At 61.8% G+C, this 23,750-nt stretch carries 24 protein-coding genes and 1 tRNA gene; 16 read left to right on the forward strand and 9 right to left on the reverse strand.

Going from position 1 to position 23,750, the window contains the following annotated elements; translation table 11 throughout:
* The first annotated feature begins 19 nt into the window (after positions 1-19).
* A complete protein-coding gene (gene hisE, locus AB5Z20_RS03030) occupies positions 20-337 on the forward strand; it encodes a phosphoribosyl-ATP diphosphatase (protein ID WP_006235893.1) in 318 nt (105 codons plus the stop codon).
* A 120-nt stretch (positions 338-457) separates the two neighbouring features.
* Here the strand turns inward: hisE and AB5Z20_RS03035 are convergent, their stop codons facing one another.
* Positions 458-1,369, reverse strand: a complete 912-nt coding sequence (locus tag AB5Z20_RS03035; protein WP_229107764.1) for a PHP domain-containing protein — start codon at positions 1,367-1,369, stop codon at positions 458-460.
* Positions 1,370-1,686: 317 nt separating this feature from the next.
* Between AB5Z20_RS03035 and larC the strand changes: the two genes are divergently transcribed.
* From larC to AB5Z20_RS03065, 6 genes are all read left to right on the forward strand, one after another.
* On the forward strand, positions 1,687-2,172 hold the full coding sequence (gene larC, locus AB5Z20_RS03040) for a nickel insertion protein (RefSeq protein WP_195232708.1): 486 nt from the start codon (positions 1,687-1,689) through the stop codon (positions 2,170-2,172).
* A gap of 60 nt (positions 2,173-2,232) precedes the next feature.
* Positions 2,233-2,781 (forward strand): phosphodiesterase, encoded by a 549-nt coding sequence (gene yfcE / locus AB5Z20_RS03045; protein WP_195624857.1) that lies wholly within the window; start codon positions 2,233-2,235, stop codon positions 2,779-2,781.
* 2 nt (positions 2,782-2,783) lie between these two features.
* Entirely contained in the window at positions 2,784-3,644 is an 861-nt protein-coding gene (gene mazG, locus AB5Z20_RS03050; protein ID WP_195624858.1) for a nucleoside triphosphate pyrophosphohydrolase, read from the forward strand.
* 189 nt (positions 3,645-3,833) lie between these two features.
* On the forward strand, positions 3,834-5,123 hold the full coding sequence (gene eno / locus AB5Z20_RS03055; protein ID WP_195624859.1) for a phosphopyruvate hydratase: 1,290 nt from the start codon (positions 3,834-3,836) through the stop codon (positions 5,121-5,123).
* A gap of 186 nt (positions 5,124-5,309) precedes the next feature.
* Positions 5,310-6,071 carry a hypothetical protein gene (locus tag AB5Z20_RS03060; RefSeq protein ID WP_368156200.1) on the forward strand — a complete coding sequence of 254 codons (762 nt, stop codon included), beginning with the start codon at positions 5,310-5,312 and terminating at the stop codon, positions 6,069-6,071.
* A 20-nt stretch (positions 6,072-6,091) separates the two neighbouring features.
* Positions 6,092-7,093: a Ppx/GppA phosphatase family protein gene (locus AB5Z20_RS03065; protein WP_368156201.1), complete on the forward strand. Its 1,002-nt coding sequence runs from the start codon at positions 6,092-6,094 to the stop codon at positions 7,091-7,093.
* A 148-nt stretch (positions 7,094-7,241) separates the two neighbouring features.
* Here AB5Z20_RS03065 and AB5Z20_RS03070 read toward each other — a convergent pair whose 3' ends face one another.
* The 3 genes from AB5Z20_RS03070 to AB5Z20_RS03080 form a co-directional block, all read right to left on the reverse strand.
* Positions 7,242-8,543: an ATP-binding protein gene (locus AB5Z20_RS03070; protein WP_195363797.1), complete on the reverse strand. Its 1,302-nt coding sequence runs from the start codon at positions 8,541-8,543 to the stop codon at positions 7,242-7,244.
* A gap of 474 nt (positions 8,544-9,017) precedes the next feature.
* A tRNA-Leu gene (locus AB5Z20_RS03075) sits at positions 9,018-9,102 on the reverse strand.
* A gap of 31 nt (positions 9,103-9,133) precedes the next feature.
* The gene (locus tag AB5Z20_RS03080) at positions 9,134-9,757 is read right to left on the reverse strand and encodes a hypothetical protein (protein WP_368156202.1); all 624 of its coding nucleotides are present in this window, start codon (positions 9,755-9,757) and stop codon (positions 9,134-9,136) included.
* Between the two features lie 163 nt (positions 9,758-9,920).
* Between AB5Z20_RS03080 and AB5Z20_RS03085 the strand changes: the two genes are divergently transcribed.
* Positions 9,921-10,208 carry a PTS sugar transporter subunit IIB gene (locus AB5Z20_RS03085; RefSeq protein WP_195232718.1) on the forward strand — a complete coding sequence of 96 codons (288 nt, stop codon included), beginning with the start codon at positions 9,921-9,923 and terminating at the stop codon, positions 10,206-10,208.
* Positions 10,209-10,219: 11 nt separating this feature from the next.
* Positions 10,220-10,594 (forward strand): VOC family protein, encoded by a 375-nt coding sequence (locus tag AB5Z20_RS03090; protein WP_368156203.1) that lies wholly within the window; start codon positions 10,220-10,222, stop codon positions 10,592-10,594.
* Positions 10,595-10,669: 75 nt separating this feature from the next.
* On the opposite strand, the gene AB5Z20_RS03095 is transcribed toward AB5Z20_RS03090, so the two are convergent.
* The 3 genes from AB5Z20_RS03095 to AB5Z20_RS03105 are packed head-to-tail and all read right to left on the reverse strand — an operon-like array spanning position 10,670 to position 13,289.
* Positions 10,670-11,965, reverse strand: coding sequence for a sensor histidine kinase (locus AB5Z20_RS03095; protein WP_138113387.1), 1,296 nt, complete (start codon positions 11,963-11,965; stop codon positions 10,670-10,672).
* On the reverse strand, positions 11,949-12,728 hold the full coding sequence (locus tag AB5Z20_RS03100; RefSeq protein WP_368156205.1) for a response regulator transcription factor: 780 nt from the start codon (positions 12,726-12,728) through the stop codon (positions 11,949-11,951). The genes AB5Z20_RS03095 and AB5Z20_RS03100 overlap by 17 nt, the downstream gene beginning before the upstream one ends.
* Positions 12,729-12,746: 18 nt before the next feature.
* Positions 12,747-13,289: a DUF4342 domain-containing protein gene (locus AB5Z20_RS03105; protein WP_117847868.1), complete on the reverse strand. Its 543-nt coding sequence runs from the start codon at positions 13,287-13,289 to the stop codon at positions 12,747-12,749.
* Positions 13,290-13,647: 358 nt separating this feature from the next.
* On the opposite strand from AB5Z20_RS03105, the gene AB5Z20_RS03110 reads away from it, so the two are divergent.
* On the forward strand, positions 13,648-13,887 hold the full coding sequence (locus AB5Z20_RS03110) for a hypothetical protein (protein ID WP_195624861.1): 240 nt from the start codon (positions 13,648-13,650) through the stop codon (positions 13,885-13,887).
* Positions 13,888-13,972: 85 nt separating this feature from the next.
* Positions 13,973-14,698 (forward strand): metallophosphoesterase family protein, encoded by a 726-nt coding sequence (locus AB5Z20_RS03115; RefSeq protein WP_195624862.1) that lies wholly within the window; start codon positions 13,973-13,975, stop codon positions 14,696-14,698.
* Between the two features lie 15 nt (positions 14,699-14,713).
* Here the strand turns inward: AB5Z20_RS03115 and gluQRS are convergent, their stop codons facing one another.
* Positions 14,714-15,715, reverse strand: a complete 1,002-nt coding sequence (gene gluQRS, locus AB5Z20_RS03120; protein ID WP_225093955.1) for a tRNA glutamyl-Q(34) synthetase GluQRS — start codon at positions 15,713-15,715, stop codon at positions 14,714-14,716.
* Between the two features lie 508 nt (positions 15,716-16,223).
* Here gluQRS and AB5Z20_RS03125 point away from each other — a divergent pair.
* Positions 16,224-18,167 (forward strand): DUF2207 family protein, encoded by a 1,944-nt coding sequence (locus AB5Z20_RS03125; protein ID WP_368156206.1) that lies wholly within the window; start codon positions 16,224-16,226, stop codon positions 18,165-18,167.
* Between the two features lie 139 nt (positions 18,168-18,306).
* On the opposite strand, the gene AB5Z20_RS03130 is transcribed toward AB5Z20_RS03125, so the two are convergent.
* Positions 18,307-18,948: a GNAT family N-acetyltransferase gene (locus tag AB5Z20_RS03130; RefSeq protein ID WP_368145676.1), complete on the reverse strand. Its 642-nt coding sequence runs from the start codon at positions 18,946-18,948 to the stop codon at positions 18,307-18,309.
* 275 nt (positions 18,949-19,223) lie between these two features.
* On the opposite strand from AB5Z20_RS03130, the gene purH reads away from it, so the two are divergent.
* From purH to AB5Z20_RS03150, 4 genes are all read left to right on the forward strand, one after another.
* Positions 19,224-20,831 carry a bifunctional phosphoribosylaminoimidazolecarboxamide formyltransferase/IMP cyclohydrolase gene (gene purH / locus AB5Z20_RS03135; protein WP_368156207.1) on the forward strand — a complete coding sequence of 536 codons (1,608 nt, stop codon included), beginning with the start codon at positions 19,224-19,226 and terminating at the stop codon, positions 20,829-20,831.
* A 183-nt stretch (positions 20,832-21,014) separates the two neighbouring features.
* A complete protein-coding gene (locus AB5Z20_RS03140) occupies positions 21,015-21,722 on the forward strand; it encodes a hypothetical protein (protein ID WP_368156209.1) in 708 nt (235 codons plus the stop codon).
* 174 nt (positions 21,723-21,896) lie between these two features.
* Positions 21,897-22,568 carry a response regulator transcription factor gene (locus AB5Z20_RS03145; protein ID WP_195193355.1) on the forward strand — a complete coding sequence of 224 codons (672 nt, stop codon included), beginning with the start codon at positions 21,897-21,899 and terminating at the stop codon, positions 22,566-22,568.
* 9 nt (positions 22,569-22,577) lie between these two features.
* Positions 22,578-23,621, forward strand: coding sequence for a sensor histidine kinase (locus tag AB5Z20_RS03150; RefSeq protein WP_368156211.1), 1,044 nt, complete (start codon positions 22,578-22,580; stop codon positions 23,619-23,621).
* Positions 23,622-23,750 lie beyond the last annotated feature (129 nt).

Genomic DNA, 23,750 nt, shown 5'->3' on the forward strand with positions numbered 1-23,750 from the left:
AACCAGAAAGGATTGAACTATGGGTGTGCGCACCGCAAACGTTCAGGATGGAAATATCGGTGAGACGCTGACGGGGCTCGCCGAGGTGATTCACGGCCGTCGCGACGCATCGCCGCAGGAGAGCTACACCGCTCGTCTGTTGACCGACGTCGAGGACGAGCTGCTCAAGAAGCTTGCCGAGGAGGCGAGCGAGGTGATCATGGCCTGCAAGGATAACGATCACGATCACATCCGCTACGAGGCCGGCGACCTGGTCTACCACCTGCTCGTGACGCTCGAGCGCTACGGCATCACCCTCGACGAGCTGGCCGGCGAACTCAACGCCCGCCGCCACTAGTCGTTTGGGACAGTCTTTGTTGGTGTAACGGGGTCATGGAAGTTGCGGTGAAATAGGGACTGTTTAAGCGCTTCATCAAGCAAAACAATCCCTATTTCACCGCAACTTATGAAGGGATGGCTAGGCGAGGGGCGTGGATTCCCATTCGCCGGTGGCGTGGGGGATGTCGAAGGTTCGATAACCGCAGTCGTAGGCGTGGGCCTGGGCCTCGCGGATGTTCCAGCAGATGTCGCAGGCGCGGTGCGCGTCCGAGCCAAAGGTAATCGGTACCTCGGCGTGGGCGAAGCAACGCAACAGCCCAGTCGCGGGATAGTAGTCGTCGAGGCCCTTGCGGGGTGCGGCGGTCGAGACCTCAACGCGGCGACCCGTATCGTGCGCGCACTCGGCCATCTGCTGCCAAAACGGTGCGGGGTCAAAGTCGGGCGCAAAGCCTTCCTTCGAAAAGCGCATGACCAGGTCGGGATGAGCCATCACATCAAAGTTAAGTGGGCTTTCGCAGGCGCGGCACCAGTCGTCGACATAGCGCTCCCATACGCCGCGCACGCCCAAGTTTTCCCAAACATGCAGGTTGGTGTCGTCGTCGATCCAACCGCAGCTCGAATCGGGCGTATCGGGACGAGCGGCGTCCTCCGTCCCCGCCGTGCCCGCAGCGCCTGCCGCAATATCGCCTGGGTTGCCAATCCAATGCACACTGCCCAGGCGCACGACGGCGCCCTGGGACCAACGATCAACCAAAGGCTCGCAGCCCTCGTACCAATCGCATTCAAAGCCATAGATAAAGCTGAGCTCCGGCGCAATCTGCGCGGCAAGCTTGCGAGCATCCTCAAAAGCCAGACGATGTGCCGGCAGGTCGCCCTCAGTAACCTGCACTTCGCAGTTGGCATCCATGCTGGCGGGCAGGGTGAGATGGTCGGTTGAGACCATGACGCGGCAGCTGGCCGCAGCAGCGGCGCGAACGTTGTCCTCAAACGAGGCATGACCGTCCGAGAACGAGGTGTGGGTGTGGCAATCGACCAGCGGGCAAGCAGGCATGGCAGCTCCTTTGCGTCAAGCGAATCCGCTTCATTGTAATGGCGCAGCCTCGGCGCGTCGTGCACGCGGGGGGGCCGAAATCGACTGGAAAGGGTGCGCGGTGCGGCTCTACTCCAATACATGTACATCAGCCTCCAAAAGCTGCAGAAAATGACATGTTTGGAGGCTGATGTACATGTTTGGATGAGGCGGTGGAGTGTCGGTTTCTTGCGGGCAAGGAAAATCGCGCTCATCGCGCGCCGTCACATCCGCGCCGCCCGCGATGTGCTAGCGTTTGGATGAACAAAACGAGCCCGCGCGGAAAGGATCCGGACCGTATGCAATGCGATAGCACATCCCCGCTGTCCCGCGAGACCGATGCGCCCGAGACCATCGTCAAGCTGGAATGCGACATCGACGACGCGTCGCCCGAGGTGCTCGCCTACGCTGCCGACCGCCTGCGCGAGGCGGGTGCGCGCGAGGTGCATTGGCTGCCCCTCTATTGCAAGAAAGGCCGTCCCAGTTGGCAGCTACAGGTAATCTGTGCTCACGAGGATATCGAGCGCCTGCAGACGATTATCTTTTTGGAAACCACGACCAACGGCATTCGTCGCCAGGTCATGGAGCGCGTTTGCCTGCCACGCCGCTTTGAGCGCGTAACGACGCTATGGGGCGAGGTGTCCGTCAAGGTGGCAACCCTGCCCGACGGCAGCGAGCGTGCAGCGCCCGAGTACGAGGACTGCGCCCGTCTCGCTCGCGAGCACAATGTGCCGCTCCAGCGCGTGATGCAGGCGGCACAAGCCGTGGCACTGCGATTTGAATAACGCGGCTGGTGGCGACATCCTGCGCCCAGCCATATCAACCTCATTCGAAAGGATCTCCCCATGAAATACCTCATCGCCTCCGACATCCACGGCTCGGCATATTGGGCCGAGCGCCTGGTTGCCGCCATCGAGTCCCAGCAGCCCGACCGCATCGTGCTGCTGGGCGACCTGCTCTATCACGGTCCGCGCAACGACCTGCCGCGCGATTACGCCCCCAAGCGCGTGATCCCGCTGCTCAACGCCCTGGCCGACCGCATCATCGCGGTACGCGGCAACTGCGATGCCGAGGTCGATCAGATGGTGCTCGACTTCCCCGTCATGGCCGACTATGCCACGCTGTTCGACGAGACCGGCCGCGAGCTGTTCCTGACGCACGGCCATGTCTTTGGCGCCGGCATGCACAACAGCGTCGACCACGCGCCCGCGCTGCCCGAGGGCTCCGCGCTCGTCTACGGTCACACGCACATCAAGGTCAACGAGGAGGGCGCCGCGCACCCGGGCCTGTGGCTCTTCAACCCCGGCAGCGTGAGCATCCCCAAGGACGGCACGCATAGCTACGGCATCTACGAGGGCGGTGCGTTCCGCCACGTGATCCTGGAGGAGGAATAACCATGGCGCAGCACATGGCTCAGCAAAATGCCGAGGGTTCGCGTGACCTGTCCACGCTGATAGACGCGTCGGCCGAGCTGCAGCATCTGGTGCAGACCATCTGGCGTCTGCGTCAGCCCGATGGCTGCCCGTGGGATCGCGAACAGACACACCGCAGCATCGGCAAGAACATGATCGAGGAGGCCTACGAGGCACTCGACTGCATCGAGGCGGACGACGCGGTTCACCTACGCGAGGAGCTGGGCGATGTGCTCATGCAAGTAGTACTGCATGCGCAGATTGCGGCGGACGCCGGCGAGTTTACGCTGGCCGATGTGGCGCGCGATATCGACGCCAAGCTCATCCGTCGCCACCCACACGTGTTTGGCGATGCGGATGCCGAGAGCTCCGACGAGGTGCTCAAGATTTGGGACGAGGTCAAGCTTGCCGAGAGGGCTGCCAAGGACAAGGCCGTGGCGGCGGGCGAGGCCGCGCCCGAGGGTCTGCTCGACGGCGTGCCCACGCATCTGCCGGCGCTGATGCAGGCTCAGAAGGTGTCGCGCAAGGCGGCTGCCGTGGGCTTTGAGTGGGAGACGGTCCAGGACGTGTGGGACGAGGTCGCCGAGGAACGTGCCGAGTTTGAGGCCGAGGCCCCCGGAACGCCCGAGCGCGAAATGGAGTTTGGCGATCTGCTCTTTGCCCTGGTCAACGTCGCGCGCAAAGAGGGGATCGACGCCGAGAGCGCCCTGCGCGCCAGCACGGCAAAGTTCCGCCGCCGCTGGGCCGCGATGGAGCAGATGGCGGCCGATGCTCACGTGGATCTTGCCGAGCTTTCGACCCACGGCCTCAACGACCTGTGGGATGCCGCAAAGGCGGAGGAGTAAGACTGCGGGAACGACGGGCTGATACGCCTCATCGTTCCCGCTAAATTTTTCGAAAATCAAGTGTATCCCTCGGCTAACTTAGGGCATAATGCAAAAAGTGCGACATGGCTAACTTACGGAGACGCACCGATGGTGCACGGTCAGCCGGTCGCTTGCATCCACTACGTTTCCAAGTGAGAGGGAGACAACATGAGCGATATTTTGGACGTCTACGGTCGTGAGGTGCTCGACAGCCGCGGCAACCCCACCGTCGAGGTCGAGGTCGTGCTCGAGGACGGCAGCTTTGGCCGCGCAATGGTGCCTTCGGGTGCTTCGACTGGCGCCTTTGAGGCCTGCGAGCTACGCGATGGCGACAAGGGCCGCTACCTGGGCAAGGGCGTTTCGCAGGCCGTCGAGCACGTCAACAACGAGTGCGCTAACGCCGTCGTGGGCCTCGACGCCTTCGACCAGCGCGCCGTCGATGCCGCGCTGATTGCCGCGGACGGTACCCCCAACAAGACCAAGCTCGGCGCCAACGCCATCCTGGGCGTGTCGCTGGCCGTCGCCCGCGCCGCTGCCGAGTCGGCGGGCCTGTCGCTGTACCAGTACCTGGGCGGCGTCAACGCCCACCTGCTGCCCACACCTATGATGAACATTCTCAACGGCGGCGTGCATGCCGACAACAACGTTGACTTCCAGGAGTTCATGATCATGCCCGTGGGTGCTCCGAGCTTTGCCGAGGGCCTGCGCTGGTGCGCCGAGGTCTACCACACCCTCAAGGGCGTGCTGCACGAGGCCGGCCTGGGCGGCGGCGTGGGCGACGAGGGCGGCTTTGCCCCCAACCTTAAGACCAATGCCGAGCCGTTCGAGTACATCACCAAGGCCGTCGAAAAGGCTGGCTTTAAGCCCGGCGTCGACTTCATGTACGCCATGGATCCGGCGTCCACCGAGTTCTACAACGCTGAGACCGGTATGTATGAGCTCAAGGGCGAGGGCGTGGAGTACACGAGTGCCCAGATGGTCGATTACTGGGAGAAGCTCGTCGACACCTATCCCATCATCTCCATCGAGGACGGCATGGCCGAGGAGGACTGGGGCGGCTGGGTCGAGCTTACCCGCCGCATTGGCAACAAGGTGCAGCTGGTGGGTGACGACCTGTTCGTCACTAACACCGAGCGCCTCAAGAAGGGCATCGAGCTGGGTGCCGCCAACGCGATCCTGGTCAAGGTCAACCAGATCGGCACGCTCACCGAGTCGCTCGAGGCCATCGAGACCGCCAAGGAGGCCGGCTATGCCTGCATCGTGAGCCACCGCTCCGGCGAGACCGAGGACTCCACGATTGCCGACCTGGTCGTGGGCGTCAACGCCGGCCAGATCAAGTCGGGCGCCCCGTGCCGCAGCGACCGTATCGCCAAGTACAACCAGCTCATCCGCATCGAGGACGAGCTCGAGGGCAGCGCGCGCTACGCCGGCAAGGCCGCGTTTTACAACATTCGCTAAACAAGTGGTGCGCGCGGGGGCGGGGTTGACTCGACGCCGCTCCACTTCTGATGGCCGCCATTGGGCGCTGGGCCATATGGCTCAGCGCCTTTTTTATGTCGAGCAAAGGCTGGCGAAGGCAGTGCGGGCGCTCGTGCTATAACTAAAGGACTTAGCGCAAACAAACCTCAACCGCACAAGGCGCACATGGATCAGATTTACGACAACAGGTACTATTCCGCCGGTTCGCGTGAGCCGTCGCCTCGCCGTGCGCGCACGGTGCAGCTCGGTGGGTCCGCCTACGCCGGTGCCGACCGCTCCGCGCAGCGCCCGACAAGTACCTCGCGCCCCAATGCTCAATCGAATACTTCGGCAGATGGACCGGTGCGCCCGGCGCACTCGGAGCATGCTCAGCGTTCCTCGGCTCAAACGCATGAAAAGCCGAGTAGGCCCTCGAACCGTCTTTCGGGCTCGGACTTCATGCATTACGCTAACGATAACGCGGTGGTCAAGGCAATCTACGACTTTACCCACGGTCCCCAGCGGGGGCTGTTTGTTGGCATTGTCGTCGCCCTGGCGCTTGTGAGCCTGTATTTCCCCGTGCGCGACCTGTATGTGGCAAAACGCTCGAGCGACATCTTGGCCAAGCAGGTCGAGATTCGCGAGCAATATAACGACGACCTGCAAAAAAGCGTCGACAAGCTGCTCTCGGAGGAGGGTATCAAGGACGCGGCATCCGAGGACCTGGGCCTGGTGATGCCCGGCGAGAAGAGGATTGAAGTGCAGGGCCTGGACGACGATTCGGATGCCTCGTCGAGCAAAAAGTCCTCAAACGCCAAGAAGGCCAGCGAAGTGGCCAAGGAAATCGATGAAGTCGGTAAGGACGCGCCGTGGTACATCCAAGCGCTCGACATGCTGTTTGGGTTTAACGGCGTCGAGGGTCAGACGGTCGTGTCCAACGGCAAATAGCGCCCGGAGGGGAGCTCGCAATGACAAATTGCAAACGCTATAAGGTGGCCGCGATCGACCTGGGAACGGTGTCGTCGCGACTGGTGTTGGCCCAGGTCGAGGGCGGGGCAATCGTGGAATCGTCCAAGCATACCGAGATTACCGATCTGGGTGAGGGCGTGGACGCGACGGGCCGCTTTTGCGAGGCGGCCGTTGAGCGCGTGCTCGCTGCGTGCCGCATGTTTGTGGACGAGGCTCGTGCCTTTGGGGCCGCGTGCATCTGCACCACCTGCACGAGCGCCGCGCGTGATGCGTCCAACGCAGCACTGCTGCTGGACGGCCTGCGCGATCTGGGGCTTGAGCCACAGGTGATTCCGGGCGAGGTCGAGGCACGCCTGACGTTTTTTGGCGTGGCGCACGACTTTGCCGGCGAGCGCATCATTGTTGCCGATTCGGGCGGCGGATCCACGGAGCTCGCGACGGGCGTCTATGCGCCGGAGCGTGGCGTCTTTGCGCTAGAAGGGACGCGCTCGCTGGACATTGGCTGCCGCCGCGTGACGGAGCGGTTTTTCTCGACGCTGCCACCCGCACGCGGCGAGCTTGCTGCCGCTGCCGCGTGGGCAGGCGAGCAGTTCGCCGCCTATTTTGAAGGCCTGCCCAGCGACTTTGAGCGCGCCGAGCGTCTGGTCGCGGTGGGTGGCACGGTGACTACGCTGGTGGCTCTGGTCCACGAGCTGGAACCGTACGATTCGAGCTTTGTTCACCTACGCGAGCTGTCGCTGGAGCAGGTCTCGGCTGCTATCGAGCGCATGTCTGTGTTGGACGCGGAAGGCATCGCCGCGCTACCGGGTGTACAGCCCAAACGCGCGGGCGTGATCTTGGCTGGCGCCGTGGTGATCCGCGAACTCATGCGTGCCGGCGGCTACAAGACGCTCACCGTAAGCGAGAACAGCCTGCTCGCCGGTATGGCCGCCACCATCAACGAGACCCTCGACGGCGCGACCCCCACCATCGGCTGGACCCCCAGCCTCAGCGCCCTCTAAATAATAAGTTGCGGTGAAATACAGACTAAAATCGCCCTTTCGGGCACCAAACAGTCCCTATTCCACCGCAACTCAACAGCCGGCACCTGGGGACGTTCCTTTTCTGCCGGCACCTGGGGACAGTCCTTGCGGGGCGTCCCCATGGCGCCTATGCCAGCTTGTCGATTTGCCCAATCTCCCAAAGCGGAATATTGACGAGCATGCCCTCGTCTCTATATGCCGCTAGGGAGGTCCTCACGCAACGCTCGAGTTTGAATTTTTCGCAGGCTATTTTCAGACTCTTCGCTTTAAGGTTCTCTGCCGCCTTGACCTCAAGCGGAAGCACGGTTCCCGCATGGTCGATGGCAAAGTCGGTTTCGGCATTGCCAGAGGTAGAGGACCAATACGCGGGATTTTTGCCTTGCAGCAAGAGTTCCTGCGCGACGTATTGCTCGGTGAGCGAGCCCTTAAATTCAGTGAAAACAGCGGGCCCGTTAAGGACGATGGCAGGTGGGAGGTTGGAGAGCGCTCCGAGGATACCGGTGTCAATGCAAAACAGCTTGAAGCCCGAGAGGTCCTCGTAGCTCGAGAGCGGTGCCCTGAGGGCGGAAACGCGCGGCACCTTATGAATGATTCCGTAATCCATGAGCCACTGGAGACTCTCTTCGAAATCGCGTGCGCGCGCCCCGGGGCGAAGGGCTCCGTAGACGAACTTTTTGTTTTCCTTTGCAAGCTGGCCGGGCAGGGATTTCCAAACCAACCTCATGCGCTCGACAATGCGGGCGGGTGCATGTTTGCCAAAATCGGATTCGTAAGCCTCGATGATTTGCTGCTGAAGCCTACGGGCTTCGATGAAGTCGCGTGTCTCGGTGAAAGCGGAGACAACTTCGGGCATACCACCGACAACAAAGTATTCCTTAAGCAGGTGCTCGAGCTTTTCGGTAACGTTTGCCAGAAGGTTCATGTCTGCGGCAAGGATAGCGTCGGCGAGCGGGTTGCCGTCGACGGCACGAACGAACTCAGCAAACCCCATGGGACGCATGGTGAGCTGGTCGATTTTACCGACGGGAAATGACTCGTTTTCGCGTCGAAGTGCGAGGCCCATATAGGAACCGGCAGCCACGATGTGGTATTCGGGTGCAAGCTCGTTGAAGTACTTGAGCGAGGTGATGCCGCGTGGCGCCTCCTGGATCTCGTCGAAAACGATGAGCGTGTCCGCCGGCGTTACGGTTTGGCCGCGCAAGAGTTCTATCTGAGAGATGATACGCTTGGGGTCGAGGTCCCCATCGAACAGCGAGCGTGCGCTCGGCTCGAGCATAAAGTCAAAACGAATGACGTTTTGATATTGCTGGCTTGCGAATTCGTTAAGAAGCCAAGTCTTACCTGTCTGGCGGGCCCCCTTAAGCAAGAGAGGTTTGCGATTCGCCCTTGATTTCCAAGCGATAAGTTCACTCATAAGCTGTCGCTGCATATTGCCTCCCAACCCTTTCGGATAGTATAAGGCCATATGCGCATTTCCCTTGAAAAATGTGCGAGACAACCACGTCTTTCCATCGAAAAATGTGTAAGACAACCACGTTTTTCCATCGAAAAATGTGGGAGTATCAACCTAAGTTGCGGTGAAATAGTTCCTAAATAGGCTGGTAAACAGCATAAACAAGAACTATTTCACCGCAACTTAGAGCCCCACCGGCGTTCAAAAGAAACGAGCCCGCATCCCTTGGGGACACGGGCTCGAAAGCTCCATATGGTAGGGGCGGTGGGACGTCCGCGCATTTGCTGCGCAAATACGCACCGGCTTCGGCCGCCTGTCGGCGCCCTCGCCGGCTCGCTTCGGACGCTGCGCGTCCGCTTAACGCTCGCCCCCTCGCGGGTTCGAGCCCCACCGGCATCTTAAAGAAGCGAGCCCGCATCCCTGGGGAACACGGGCTCGCAAGCAATCACATGGTAGGGGCGGTGGGACTCGAACCCACAATCCTTGCGGCGAGGGATTTTAAGTCCCCTGCGTATGCCAATTCCGCCACGCCCCCGTGAGACTAGAAGTCTAGTACAAGCCGTCCGCTACGCGTTGACGGCCATCGAGTGTTTGCCCGACTTCTCAAGGAACTCTTGGAACTTTGCCTCGTCGCCCTTGTTTTGGTACTGCAGAGCCAGCAGGTACTCCAGTCGGCAGCGCTTGACCGGGTCGTCGCCGACATCCTCGAGCATGCGCTCCAGCTCGGGAATGTCGTTGTGGCGCTTGAGGATCATCGTGTCGTACATCAGTTGGCATTCGTGCGCGACTGCCTCGGCCTGACCGCCCTCAAAGCCCTTGATCTCGTGCAACAGCTCTTTGGACTTTTTGCGGTCCTCCTGGCCAACATAGTAGTTAAAGGCCTTAATCACCAGGTCGACGCGCTGCATCTTGGGGAGGTTGAGCCCCAGCAGCAGGTCGAACATCTCGCTGGCACGCTCGTGGTCCTCGCGCAGCAGATAGGAGTTCAGGCGCAGGTAGTCGCGGTTGTAGCGTGGGTACAGCATGCTGGTGAGTTTGCCGTCGAGCAAACGATCGAACTCGTCCCACTGCTTGGCGGCCATCAACTGCTGCAGACGCTTGAACGTGGTGCGTTTTTTGACGCTAAAGAACACCGACACGGCGATGCAAATGATAACGACGGCGGTCCAGAGTGTGCGGGAATCGGGCATATTAGGGTCCTTAGTCACTCATAAAGCGAGCGGTATGACAACACGTACTAGATATATTATACGCAGCGCGCAAGCAAACTGGCATAAAAGCTCATCGAGGCTGAGTGCCATCGCTCGCTGCGGTACACTTACCTAAAGTAAACCATGAAGGGAGACATTACCTATGAAGAAGATCGTTTTGGCTTGCGGTGCTGGCGCTGCTACTTCCACGCTTGTTGCCCAGAAGGTCGCCACCATGCTCGACGCCAACGGTTATGCCGACAAGTACGAGATCGTGCAGTGCGCCATCTCCGAGGCCAAGGATTACTGCGACGAGGGCGCTGACCTGCTGATCGCCACCACCGTTGCCCCCGAGGGCCTCACCTGCCCGTACGTGAGTGGTGTGCCCTTCATGACCGGCATGAACCGCGTCGCTGCCGAGAAGGCCGTTCTCGACGTCATGGCTCAGTAGGCGCTGACTGCATGAGTGAGCAGAACGCCAATCCGGTAGAGCTCTTTGGTATGCGCGTTGCCCATGTGGGCATTAACGCCGCCGACCCGGCAGACGCCCTGGAGATCGCGGAGCTGTTCTCGACGATGATGGGCCTGCCTGTTATCGAGACCCCGGTTTCGTACTTCAACGATTCGCTGGTCGAGGTCATGAAGCAGAACGGTCGTGGCACCAAAGGCCACATCGGCTTTGCCGTTAACGACATCGATGCAGCTGAGAAGTGGTTTGCCGAGCGCGGGCTCGAGGTCAACGAGGAGTCGCGCGCGCTGCTACCCGACGGTGGTACCAAGCTCGTGTACTTTAAGCGCGAGTTCGCCGGCTTCGCCGTGCACCTGTGCCGCGAGTAGCGCACAAGCTGTCATAGCTAGCAAAAAGGGATAGGGCTGCGTGGCCCTATCCCTTTATTTATGCCGAGGGGCTTCCTACCGCGGCAGGCGAATCGTAAAGCGGCTGCCGACGCCCTCGACCGAGGTCACGCCGATGACGCCGCCGTGGCTATCGACGATCCACTTGGCGATGGCGAGCCCCAGGCCCGAGCCCTGCGCTCCGGCATCGCGCGCGTTGTCGGCGCGGTAGAACCGCTCGAACGCGTGAGCTGCGGATTCCTGGTTCATGCCGATGCCCTCGTCCTCAACGCTTATGTCGATCGTGCCCGCGCCCGCATCCGGCGCTACGCCAAACGAGATGGGCGTGCCCGCGTCCGAATACTTGGCGGCGTTTTGCACGATCACGCGCAGAGCCTGCTTCACGAGCGCGACATCGACGGACGCGTCGCAGCGCGGGTCGCTGATAAGCGCAGCGTCAAAGGCCAGCCGATACGTGTGCCCGGCATCGATCATCTGCGATTCTTCGCAAACCTCGCCGACCAGTGCAGCCAGGTTGGTATGCGCACGCCGCAGGACCGTGCGCCCGGCATCGCCGCGCGCCAAAAACAGCAGCTGCTCCACGAGCTCCTGCATGTGCTCGCTTTCGGCCTTGAGGGACGCGATGGATTCCGCCAGCACGTCCGGGTCGTCTTTGCCCCAGCGGTCGAGCATGTTCACGTAGCCCTGAATCACCGCGATGGGCGTGCGCAGCTCGTGGCTTGCATCGTTGACAAAGCGCATCTGCTGCAGCTTGGCCTCTTGCATCTGGCGCAGCAGGCGGTTGAGTGCGACCTCGATGCTTGCCAGGTCGGCGTCGCCGGTGGTGACGCTCGGCGAGTCGACGCTCGCGCGCTCGATGGCTTGCTCCAGCGTTTCCATCTTGCCGCCGGAGAGCTGCATGCGGCCGAGCTCGTCCACGCGCAGGGCCAGGTCGTTGAGCGGCGCCATGGTGCGGCGCACACGGCGAGCGCCGCCGAGCATATCGAGCATGCTGATGACCTGCCAACCTACAACAACGATATAGAGGGGCCAAAGTGCGATGAGGTCCTGCGCGAGGGGGAAGGTCTTGGTGGTACGCGCAAGCTCGACGGTATAGGTGAGCGTTGTCAGGTCCCAGCCGCGCGCGGGCTTCAGCGACATGCCGCGAACGGTGGCGCCGGGGATCCATCCTGCGGTAAACGCGCTGTCGGGCAGTGTCTGGTTGTATCCATAGACGAGGATCGCCGCCGCAATCACCACCAGCAACAGATCGAGCCAGACGTAGCTCATCAGGCGGCGCCACATATAGCTCCAGTTGATGGCGCGGGCGATGGAGGTGACGCGCTTGGCCTCGGCGTTACGCGCGGCAGACATAGCCCACCCCGCGCACGGTCTGGATGATGCGGGCGCCGCCGGCGTCCTCGATCTTGGCGCGTAGATGCGCGATGTGCACGTCGACGTTGTTGGTGTCGCCCATGTATTCGTAGCCCAGCGCTTCGTGCGCGATGCGTTCGCGCGTGAGCACGGTCTCGGCATGCGCCATAAGCAGGGCGAGGACATCGAACTCGCGGGCCGTGAGCACAATGGGCGAGCCGCCGACCGTGACTTCGCGGCGGTCGGGGTCGAGCGCAACCGAGCCCACGGCGAGCGTGGCGGGGGAGAGCGAGGCGGAAACCTGGGTCGAGTCACTGACCGGGGGCATCGCAGTGGCGCCGACACCCGTGCCGCCTGCCGCGCCCGTCCCGATGCCGCCAACGCCCGAAGCCGCCCGCACGGCCTCCGAGCGCTTCAACGCCACGCGGATCCGTGCGAACAGCTCCTCAATCGCAAACGGCTTGGTCAGGTAATCGTCGGCGCCGGCATCGAGCCCGGCCACCTTGTCCATCACGGCATCGCGCGCGGTGACCATTATCACCGGCACATCCTTGTGCTTGCGGACGCGCCGCAGGACCTCCATGCCGTTGAGCTGCGGCAACAGCACATCGAGCAGAATAAGATCGTAGTTGCGCTCCAGCGCCAGGTCCACGGCGGTGCGGCCATCGGCGGCGTGTTCCACCTGGTAGCCCTCGTGCTCCAGCTCGAGCGTCACAAAGCGGGCGATTTTCTCCTCGTCCTCTACGATCAGGATCCGTGCCATGCGTGCCCCCGTCTGCGATTACTTGTCGTCGTTCAGATTTTGCTTGATGTCGTCCGCGGCATCGGCGGCGTGATTCATAAGGTTGTTGATACTGCCGGGCACGTCGCCGTCGCTGTCGATGCGGTAGCGCATGCCAAAGAACAGGCCAATCAGCATCAGCCAAATCGTAGCGCCCCAGGCAAACAGGGCGATGATGGGGATCAGGATGGGGATGTTGAGGATGATTGCATCGCGGCGCGTGGCGATAAACTTGGTGTCCAGGCTCAGGCGGAAGAGCTTTTTGAGGTACTCCCATACGCTGTCCATCTTCTTGGAGAAGTCGGTCTTTTCGCTCGACTTCTCGTAGGCGGCCTGCGCGGCGACCATCTCGGCTGAGGGCTCATCGACTGGCGCGGACTCGGTGGCGGCGTGCGCCGACGTGGTCTGCGTCTTGCCCTGCGACTCGAGCCAAATGATGGCGTCCAAAACGTTGCCGTCGGCGGCGTCGAGCGCGGCCTTGGCATCGGTGTAGCTCACGTTGCACTTGGTGCGGATGGTTTCAACTTTTTCGAGGTCGTCCATGACCTGTCCTTTCGTTCGATGGGCGCGACGCCGGGCGATTTGCCCGGGCGCGAGCGTTGCGTTCGGCGGTCTGCGTTGCGCGGCGCCGCCCCGCCCTTGGTCGAACTCTATAGTGCAGGTTATAGATTAAGCGATTCTTGAGCCAAGATTAACGTTGGATGAGTTTTTGGGTAGCGGTGGGAAAAGTATTAGACCTCGATAGCGGGGGATGTGGTGCCGGTGCAAAACGGCGTCAAAGGTTGGTCGAGCAGGCGGTTTCTCCATTGATGTCCGCACAGCATGTGACACTTACCCTGCCGCCCCGCTCTGTCGCGGCGGCATGTATCTGAACAACGACCCTCTAAGGAGTTCGATATTGATGAGTGACAACACCAAGCATCTCGCAAAGAAGTGCGTCAAGGACGCGTGGCCGTGCCTCGCGTTGCGCCTTGCCGGCACAGCGGTTGCGCTGCTGGCTGTTCTGGGGCCATTCGACGTGCTCCGAAGTGCTAGCTCTCTGCACGTTTGCATGGCCCTTGCCGGCGCCATGATGACCGGTGGCGCGCTCGATTTGATCTTTTGGGTGCTCGACCCGTTTGGATGGAAGAACGAGGGGTAAGCCCTAAGGGATGGAAGGGCTGGAACGGTTGGCTTAGTGATCGTGCAGAATGTGGGCTAGCGACTTACAGGGAAGTGGTAATCCGATGACGGTCTATGTGACGGGCGATATTCACGGCGGCCTCGACATGCAAAAGCTGCGCGACTGGGATCTTGGGGATAGTTTGACGAGCGACGACTATCTGATTGTCGCGGGCGACTTTGGCTTTCCGTGGGATTTCTCTGCCGAGGAATGTGCCGATATCGCCTGGCTGGAGTCGCGCCCCTATACCGTGCTGTTCGTCGACGGCAACCACGAACGTTTCGATCACTGGGCGGAGCGCCCCATGGAGTTGTGGCACGGCGGGCTGACGCAGCGCCTGTCGGATACCTCTCCTATACGGCGCCTGACGCGCGGCGAGGTTTTTGAGCTTGATGGCTCAACGATCTTTACCATGGGCGGCGCCACGAGCGTGGACAAGGAATACCGCATTCCGTATTCCAGCTGGTGGCCGCAGGAGTTGCCGGACGAGCGCAACTTTGAGGAGGCGCGGACAAAGCTCGACAGCGTGGGCTGGAAGGTCGACTACGTGATCACCCACACCTGCTCCACGCGCATGTTGTCGCCCACGCTCTATCCGGCGCCCGGCTGGAATTATCCCGATGTCGATCGACTCACCACGTTTTTTGACGAGCTGGAGGACCGTCTGGACTACAAGCGCTGGTACTACGGGCATTTTCATCGGGATGTCAACCCGGCCGAGCGCCATACCGTGCTCTACGACTGCATCGTTCGCCTGGGCGACGAACTCCAGCCCTGGGATGTTGCGTAGAGGCGGGGTGGCTGGCTACTCGACCGTTACAGTGATGTTCTCCCGATGCGCGCGGATGACGTCCCAGCTAAAGTGCTCGACCAGCTGCTCGGCGGTACGCGGCGTGGTGTCCGGCGCGATGCCTGTTTGCCCGGCGAGCCATCCCAACAGCGCCTCGGGTGTGCCAAAGCGGGTGCGGAGCTCGCCCAGGTCTAGGTCGCGGTCGCGCTTGGAAAGGCGGCGGCCGTCCGGTGACATGAGCAGCGGAATATGTGCGTAGTGCGGTGTGGGCAGTCCCAGCAGATGCTGCAGGTAGATCTGGCGCGGCGTGGAGCCCAGCAGGTCGCATCCGCGCACGACCTCGGTGACGCCCATGGCAGCGTCGTCGACTACCACGGCTAGCTGGTAGGCAAAAACGCCGTCGCTGCGGCGCACCAAAAAGTCGCCGCACTCGGTGGCGAGTGCCTCGCATTGGGCTCCGTACGTGCGGTCAACGAATTCGATCACGTCGTCTGCGAGGTCGTCGACGGTGGGCACGCGCAGGCGTGTGGCCGGGGCGCGCAGGGCGCTGCGGCGGGCAACCTCCTCGGCAGAAAGGCCTCGGCAGGCGCCGCGGTAGATGGGCGTGCCGTCGCTGGCGTGCGGCGCGCTCGCGGCGTGGAGTTCGGCACGCGTGCAAAAACAGGGATAGGTGAGGCCGGCGTCTTGCAGCTGGCGCAGGGCGTCCTCGTACAGATCCAGGCGATCGTGCTGGTAGTAGGGGCCTTCGTCCCACTCGAGCCCCAGCCAGGTTAGATCGTCAATCAGTTGAGCGGCAAGTTCCGGGCGCTTGCAGCGATCGTCCAGGTCCTCGATGCGCAGCACGATGCTGCCGCCCTGGCTGCGGGCCGAAAGCCACGCACACAGGCAACTGAACACGTTGCCCAGGTGCATGCGGCCCGAGGGCGACGGGGCAAAGCGGCCCACGACGGGGATGGGCGCTGCCGTTGCTGGTGCGTCCGCGGCGTGTGTTGCTATGTTGCATGCGTTGATATCCATGCGGACGAGTATAGCGCGGGGCGCGGTGGGGGAGACGCTGCCGTGGCCTGCAAGTTGCCGAGGCCGCGCGTTGCGCGTGCCGGACCACCGGCTCGATAGCTCGATCGCCGCCCGCCAGCCCAACCCCTCAAACGACAGAAACCCCGGCAGCTCTTCGCAACTGCCGGGGTTTCCGCGGAAAAGGGGGACATGATCCTCAAGCGAACGGCAAAGGGGCAAACCGTTTTCGCTCAACTGCTTTATGCCCCTTGCTCGCGGACTCAATCAGTGCGCGTGCGGCAACACAAAGCCGCTACACCTGTGACGGAGCTATGAAGTGGTATCTATTGCCGGAGCGGGCTATGCCAAGGAGTGTCCCAGATTGCCGGCAGATAAGGAACGTCCCCAGGTGCCGGCCGCGGGCGTGACTTTCGTCCCGTTTGATACTCCGCTGGCCTAGATGTTCGTCATGTGCGCCCGTAAACGTGGGACAATGGCGTTGCTGGTATCACAGACAAAGGATGTGCCTATGAACACCCTCGCCGCCAAAGTCAGCCGGCCGCGCCACCTGTTTGCGCGATTCGCTTCCGTCTGCGTGCTCGTCGCGCTTGCGTTGTTGCTGCTGCCTGTCGCCGCGCACGCCGACGGCTACTCCATGACCCAGACCTATATCAGTGCCACGGTCGAGGCCGATGGATCGCTGACCGTTGTCGAGGGACGCCAGTTTGATTTCGACGACGACATCAACGGCGTGTTTTGGGAGATCAATACGGGCTCCAACCAGCAGGGCGGCACGGCGGGCGTCGACGTGCTGAGTGTCGAGGAAGAGGACACCGCGTTTAACAAAGTCGATAGCGCGAACAAGGGCGACTCTGGCGTCTACACGGTCGAGCAGACCGGTGACGGCGTAAGGATTAAGGTGTTCAGCCCTCACGAGAGCGGCGACAGCGCAATCTACTACGTGAGCTACACCATGACCGGTGCGGTTATGAACTGGGCCGATACCGCCGAGCTCTACTGGAAGTTCGTAGGTGACGGCTGGTCTGCGGATTCCGATGACGTCGAGATGGAAGTGTGCTTCGCGAATGCCGCTGCCGGGACGGCGGCCGTCAAGGGCGATAACTTCCGCGCATGGGGCCATGGTCCGCTGACGGGCGACGTGTCGCTCGATGAGGACGAGCCCATGGTCACCTATACCATTCCCTGCGTGCACCAGGGCGAATTCGCCGAGGCACGCATCGCCTTCCCTAGCGACTGGGTGCCATGGCTTTCCGCTTCGAGCGAGGAGCGCATGCCGACAATCCTGAGCGAGGAGAAGGCGTGGGCCGACGAGGCCAACGCCCGCCGCGCCCGCGCGCACATGATTGCCAATGCACTTGCCGCGCTAAGTGTTGTCGCGGCGGTGGCCTTTACCGGCACAATCGTTGCGCTCAAGCTGCGCCGCCGCAAGCCCAAGCCGCTTTTCCAGGACGAATATTTCCGCGATGTGCCTTCGGCCGACCATCCCGCCGTACTTTCGGCCCTCATGAGCTGGAACGAGGTGCCCGATCAGGCATATATCGCAACGCTCATGAAGCTCACTGACGACCGTGTGATCAAGCTGGAGCAGGCGACAGTGACCAAGGCCAAGAAGGGCCTGTTGGGGCGTGAAAAAGAAGAGCAGACGTATCGCGTGACGGTGAGTGATGCGGGCTGGAAGTCGGCCAAGGGCATTGACCGCATGGTGCTCAAGGTCTTCTTTGCCGGTGCTAAGCCCGACGAGAACGGCGATCGCTCGCGCACGTTTGACGAGCTGCAGCACTACGTCAAGCAGCACGCTACGCCCGTGGGCGACAAGCTCGAGGACTATCAGAACACCGTTAAGGGCAAGCTGGCCGATAGCGAGTACGTTGCCTCGGACGGCATCGTTGCAATGGTGTTTTGCCTGGTTCTTGGTATTCTGATCGCCTTTGTTCCCATGGGTTCCATTTTCTTTACCGACGGCGCACAGGTGAACATTATCGCCGCGCTTATCTCGGTGCCGATTGTGCTGGTGGGTATCGGCGTGGGCCTTACCTTCCGCCGCTTTACGCCGGAAGGTGCCGAGGTAGCGGCCCGCTGCAAGGCGCTTAAGCATTGGCTCGAGGACTTCACGCGCCTAAAGGAAGCCGTCCCCGGCGATCTGGTCCTGTGGAATAAACTTCTGGTGATGGGCGTGGCGCTGGGCGTTTCGAAGGAAGTCCTGCGTCAGCTTGCCGAGGCTGTTCCTCCCGAGGTGCGCGAGGCCGACGGTTTCTACGACAATTACCCCTGCTACTGGTGGTACTACCATCATTACGGTATCGATTCGCCGCTCGATTCATTTAACGATGTGTATCACGAGAGCATCCGTGAGCTGGCTTCGAGCTCCGACAGCTCGAGCGGCGGCGGAGGCGGCGGCTTCTCGGGCGGCGGCGGAGGCGGCGTCGGCGGAGGCGGCGGCGGAACGTTCTAACGGTCGTAAGCTATGGGATGGGCTTTTCTCGACAGCTGTCGGGGAAAGCCCATCCCCTTTTTATGCGCTACCTACGAAGACTGTCCCCAGCGACTAGTCATTTAAGAACGTCCCCAACGACTAGGTATGGCTGCTGGGCCTAGACGGTTAGGTCCAGCTCGTAGAGGAAGCTTTCGCGCGGCATGGCGTGGCGGCGTTCCTCGCGGTTGGCGCGGTGCGTGGCGGTGCGCTTAAAGCCGTGCAACTCGTAGAACTTCCACGAGCAGTTGGAGTCGGTGTACAGGTGTGCGCTGGTCGCCCCGCGCGAGGAAAGATACGAGACCGCGGCATCGAGCAAAACCGAGCCAACGCCCAGGCCATGGACGTCGCGATCCACGGCAAGCAGCGTTACCTCGTTGTCGTGCGGTAACGGGCTGCTCTCGAGCAGGCGGTTGTTGGTTCGGATGGTTGCGCGCACAAACGAGAGATACTCGGCGCACGCATCGGGCTCCAGCTCGCGCATCTGCGACAGCAGTGCACGCTCAGTATCCATCCAATGTTCGTTGATAGTGACGCCGGAGCTCTGTCCTGCGCGTGCAAGCGCAATGCCGCGCGCCTGACCGTCGATTACGGCAACCTGTGAAAACGTCGATGAAGAAAGGCAGTAGGCAAGATCGCACGCGGCTTCGAGGCGGTTGTACTCATCGTTATCCGAGTTGTTGTGCCAAAGCTGCTGCAAGATCAGCGCGATGGCGTCGAAATCTTCGGTATCAAACGGTCGGTAGAGAACCCGCGAGACCATGGTGCCTCTTTCTATTGCGGATGCATATCGAGCACAGTTCTACCACGCCGTTGGCATCTAATTATGGTGCCGCTGTGTTCCATGAACTCACCGCGCCCGGTGCCACGCCCATACCCCCGCTCGAAGCTTTTTCTGCACAGCCGTGCGTTGCGGGGTGCATCGTCGCGCTCGATGCGCTACATTGAATCAGTATTTTCAATGCCGCTGCGCGAGCGCTGCAGATCGACGTATCACCGACTCACAGAGCACGGCGGCGTACCAGACAGGAGGACTGCATGGGATCTGATGTGAAGATCGCACGCGCGTTGATCTCGGTTACCGATAAGACGGGCGTCGTCGATTTCGCACGGACGCTGGTTGACGACTTTGGCGTCGAGATCATCTCTACGGGCGGCACGGCTCGTGCCATCGAGGACGCGGGCGTTCCCGTAACCCCCATCGAGGAGTTCACGGGCTATCCCGAGATGATGGACGGCCGCGTCAAGACGCTGCACCCCAAGGTCCACGGCGCGCTGCTGGCCCGCCGCGATTCCGAGCAGCACATGCAGGAGGCCGCTCAGCACGGCATTAAGCTGATCGACCTGGTCGTCGTCAACCTGTACGAGTTCGAGAAGACCGTCGCCAACCCCGAGGTCACCTTCGCGGATGCCATCGAGCACATCGACATCGGTGGCCCCTCCATGCTGCGCTCTGCCGCTAAGAACGCCGCGAGCGTTACCGTCATTTCCGACCCGGCCGACTACGACGCCGTCCTGGCCGAGATGCGCGAGACCGGTGGCTGTACCACGCTCTCCACCCGTCGTCGCCTGCAGGTGAAGGTCTACCAGACCACCGCCGCCTACGACACGGCTATCTCCCGTTGGCTTGCTGCCCAGGCAAGCGACGTGGCGGACACCTCTGCCAAGCTCGAGATCTCGCTGGAGAAGGTCGACGACCTGCGCTATGGCGAGAATCCTCAGCAGAAGGCTACGGTCTACCGCTTTGCCGAGGGCTGCGAGAACACCGCGAGCTCGCAGTTCCCGCTCGTGGGCTCCGAGCAGATCCAGGGCAAGCCGCTCAGCTACAACAACTATCTGGACGCCGACGCCGCTTGGAACCTGGTCCGCGAGTTCGACGAGCCGGCCTGCGTGATCCTCAAGCACCAGAACCCCTGCGGCTCTGCCGTTGCCGAGGACATCACGGCCGCCTACGACCGCGCCTTCGCCTGCGATCCCAAGAGCGCCTTTGGCGGCATCATCGCCTGCAACCGCGAGGTTCCCTTTGATCTGGTTGAGCACTTCGCCGATCAGAACAAGCAGTTCGTCGAGGTCATCATCGCCCCGAGCTACACCGCCGAGGCACTCGAACGCATGGCTAAGCGCCCCAACCTGCGCGTGCTGGCTACCGGCGGCGTGGACCACGGCGCCCAGGTGGAGCTGCGCTCCGTCGACGGCGGCATGCTGGTGCAGGAAGTCGACCACGTGACCGAGGATCCCGCGACCTTTACATTCCCTACCGACCGCAAGCCCACCGACGCCGAGATGGCCGAGCTCGAGTTTGCCTGGAAGGTCTGCAAGGGCGTTAAGTCCAACGCCATCCTGGTCTCCAAGGGCAAGGCCGGCGTTGGCATGGGCCCGGGTCAGCCCAACCGCGTGGATTCTGCGCTGCTGGCCTGCGAACGTGCCGAAGACTTCTGCGAGCGCGAGGGTGTGGAGAAGGGCGGCTTTGCCTGCGCAAGCGACGCGTTCTTCCCGTTCCGCGACAACGTCGACGTGCTTGCCGCGCACGGCGTGACCTGCATCATCCAGCCCGGCGGCTCCAAGCGCGACGACGAGAGCATTCAGGCCTGCAATGAGCACAATATTGCTATGGTGTTTACGGGCGCCCGCCACTTCCGCCACTAAGCAAGGTGCGGTGGCTGGGCAAGCCTCGCCGACCTGTTAGGTTGACTGGGGAGGATGGGATGTTATCTCGTCCCTTGGACTGGCCTCGCTCCTAAAATAATCTTCGCAAAAGACGGCTGCTCCGTTTGGAGGGCCGTCTTTTTGGTATAAGAGGACGGAATGACTAACACGAAAGGTACAACCATGCCCCAGATTGATGATGACGAGCTGTTTGGCAATACCGAGGATCAGCGTGCGTACGAGGACTTTTGCGCCAATCAGGAGGCGGTCGAGAAGTTCACGCTCGACAAGCCCGCGCTCATCTGCCGTTGGCGCATGTCCAACAAAAAGGTGCCCATGCTCAACCGTCACATCCGCGCGCTGTCCGAGCGCCTGGTGCAGGGCGAGCCGCTTACCCATAACATGCTCAGCTGGGCAAAGCAGCACGTTGAGTGGTCACTTGCCGAGGGCGACTACACCGCACGCGACGGCGTGCTCATGCTGGTGATCGACGTTAACGGCAATGCCGCCATGACGGTGGGGGAGTACGAGCCGCTGGCCGACACGTCGGCCAAGGCGCTGCGTGCCCGTTCTGCCGAGGCTCGCTCCGAAGCCGACGAGACCGGCGTGGCGCCCGAGCTGCTCGCCGCCGTCAACAACGGCGAGCTTGCCTTTGTGGCGCCGGCGGACGAGTGCCTGTGCGGCACGGCAACGCTCATCGAACAATTGGCCCAGACCAAGGGCATCCCAGTCACGCGCGTAGACATTCCCGCGCAGCTCAAGGGTGCCTTGTTCCTGGTGAGCGACGAGCACGGCGTGGTCCCCGCAACCGAGACGGACGCCGCGGAGGCCGACGCCGCCACGGTCGCCTTCTTTGCCGACGGCTACGAAAAGCTCCGTGCCCGCCGCTAAATGATGTTTCTGGGACGGGGATTAAAAACTCATTTAATTCCCGTGCCCGTTGCGAGCGAGGGGCAAGCCCCTGCCGCTCGCGAACAGTTCTGTCACCTTGGTGACGCGCAAGGCGCGCACCTGCGGCTCCGCAGCCATAATGGTGGCAAGACAACCAAGGGGGGAGCGGAATCCATGGCGCTGATCTATATCGTTGAGGACGACGAGCCCATTCGTCGCGAGCTTGCCGATATCCTTGCCCGTGCGGGTTTTGAGGTCGAGGCATGCGAATCATTCGAGCACGTTTCGCGCGATATTCTCGCCGCCGCGCCCGACCTGGTGCTGCTCGACCTCACGCTTCCCGTTAAGGACGGCCAGCATATCTGCCACGAGGTTCGCCGCGAATCCGAGGTTCCCATCATCGTCCTCACGTCGCGCACGACCGAGATCGACGAGGTCATGGCCATGACGCTCGGCGCGGACGACTTTGTTCCCAAGCCCTACAGCGCCCGTGTGCTCGTGGCGCGCATCAATGCCTTGCTGCGTCGCACCGCGGCGGCAGGCGAGCGCAGCACGCTCGTCCACAAGGGGCTGGAGCTCGACCTCGCCCGCTCCATGGTCACCAATACGGCAACCGGCGACAGTACCGAGCTCACCAAAAACGAGCTGCGTATCCTCTCGCTGCTCTTGGGTCGCGCGGGCAAGATCGTCTCGCGTCCGGCCATCATGCAGGACCTGTGGGACTCCGATGCCTTCGTGGACGACAATACACTCACCGTCAACATCAACCGCCTGCGCACCACGCTCGAAAAAATCGGCATCAAGGGGTATTTGACGACGCACCGCGGCCAAGGCTATTCGGTCTAGGGGCCGGCTATGTCGTTTGCCAAGTTCTTTAAAGACGCGCTGCTTCCCGTCGCCGTGTGGACCTGCGGCGTGCTGCTGAGCTGCTTTGTGCTGACGGTCGCCGGCGCACCCGTTTCTATCGTGGCCGTGGCGGTCGGCGTGTCCTTTATCTTCGGTATGCTCGGCATCGTGATCGAGTACGCGCGTCGTCGTCGTTTTCTGCGCCAGCTGGAGCGTGCAGCAGAGGAGCTCGAGAGTCCCGCATGGGTGCAGGAGATGGTGCAATGCCCGACCTATGCCGAGGGCGAGCTCGAGTACGAGGTCTTGCGCCGGGTGGGCAAAGCTGCCTGCGACGAGGTTGCCGAAGGCCGTCGTCAGACCGATGACTATCGCGACTATATCGAGAGCTGGGTCCACGAGGCCAAACTGCCCCTGGCGGCGGCCCATCTAATTTTGGAAAACTTGGACGGCAGCGAAGACGACCTGTCGCGCGTGGATGACCTGGGCCGTGAGTTGGCTCGCGTGGAGCGCTATATCGACCAGGCGCTGTACTACGCGCGCTCGGAAGTCGTGGAGCGCGACTACCTGATTCGCCGCTGGGATCTTAAGACCTTGGTGACGGGCGCGATTAAGGCCAACGCGCGCGAGCTCATCGCGGCGCACGTGGCGCCGGTGTGCGAGAACCTCGACTTTGAGGTCTTTACCGACGAGAAGTGGCTCGAGTTTATTCTGGGCCAGCTCATTCAGAACAGCATTAAATATGCGCGTGAGGATGGCGCAAAGATCGTGTTTTCGGGCGCGTTGCTGGACGAGGGCCTGTCAAGCGAGCGCATCGAGCTTACCGTCGCGGACAACGGCTGCGGCGTGTGTGCGGCAGACCTGCCGCGCGTGTTCGAGAAGGGCTTTACCGGCGACAACGGCCGCACCACCAAGCGCGCAACAGGCATCGGCCTCTACCTGGTGGCGCGTCTGTGCTCCAAGATGGGCATCGACGTCACCGCAGCGTCCGAGCCCAGCGAAGGCTTCGTCGTCACGTTTGCCTTCTCAACCAACAAGTTCCAATACTTTGAGTAGTTAGCCCGTATGGCGTAGCCGTTCAGGATTTTCCCATTTAAGAAGAAATCAGGCTTTTCGGCAGCTATATTCCTGAACGGGAACATTGCTAATGTAGTCAACGCTATATTCCCGTACATGAACATATTG

The organism is Collinsella aerofaciens (assembly GCF_040910245.1).
Taxonomy (GTDB): domain Bacteria; phylum Actinomycetota; class Coriobacteriia; order Coriobacteriales; family Coriobacteriaceae; genus Collinsella.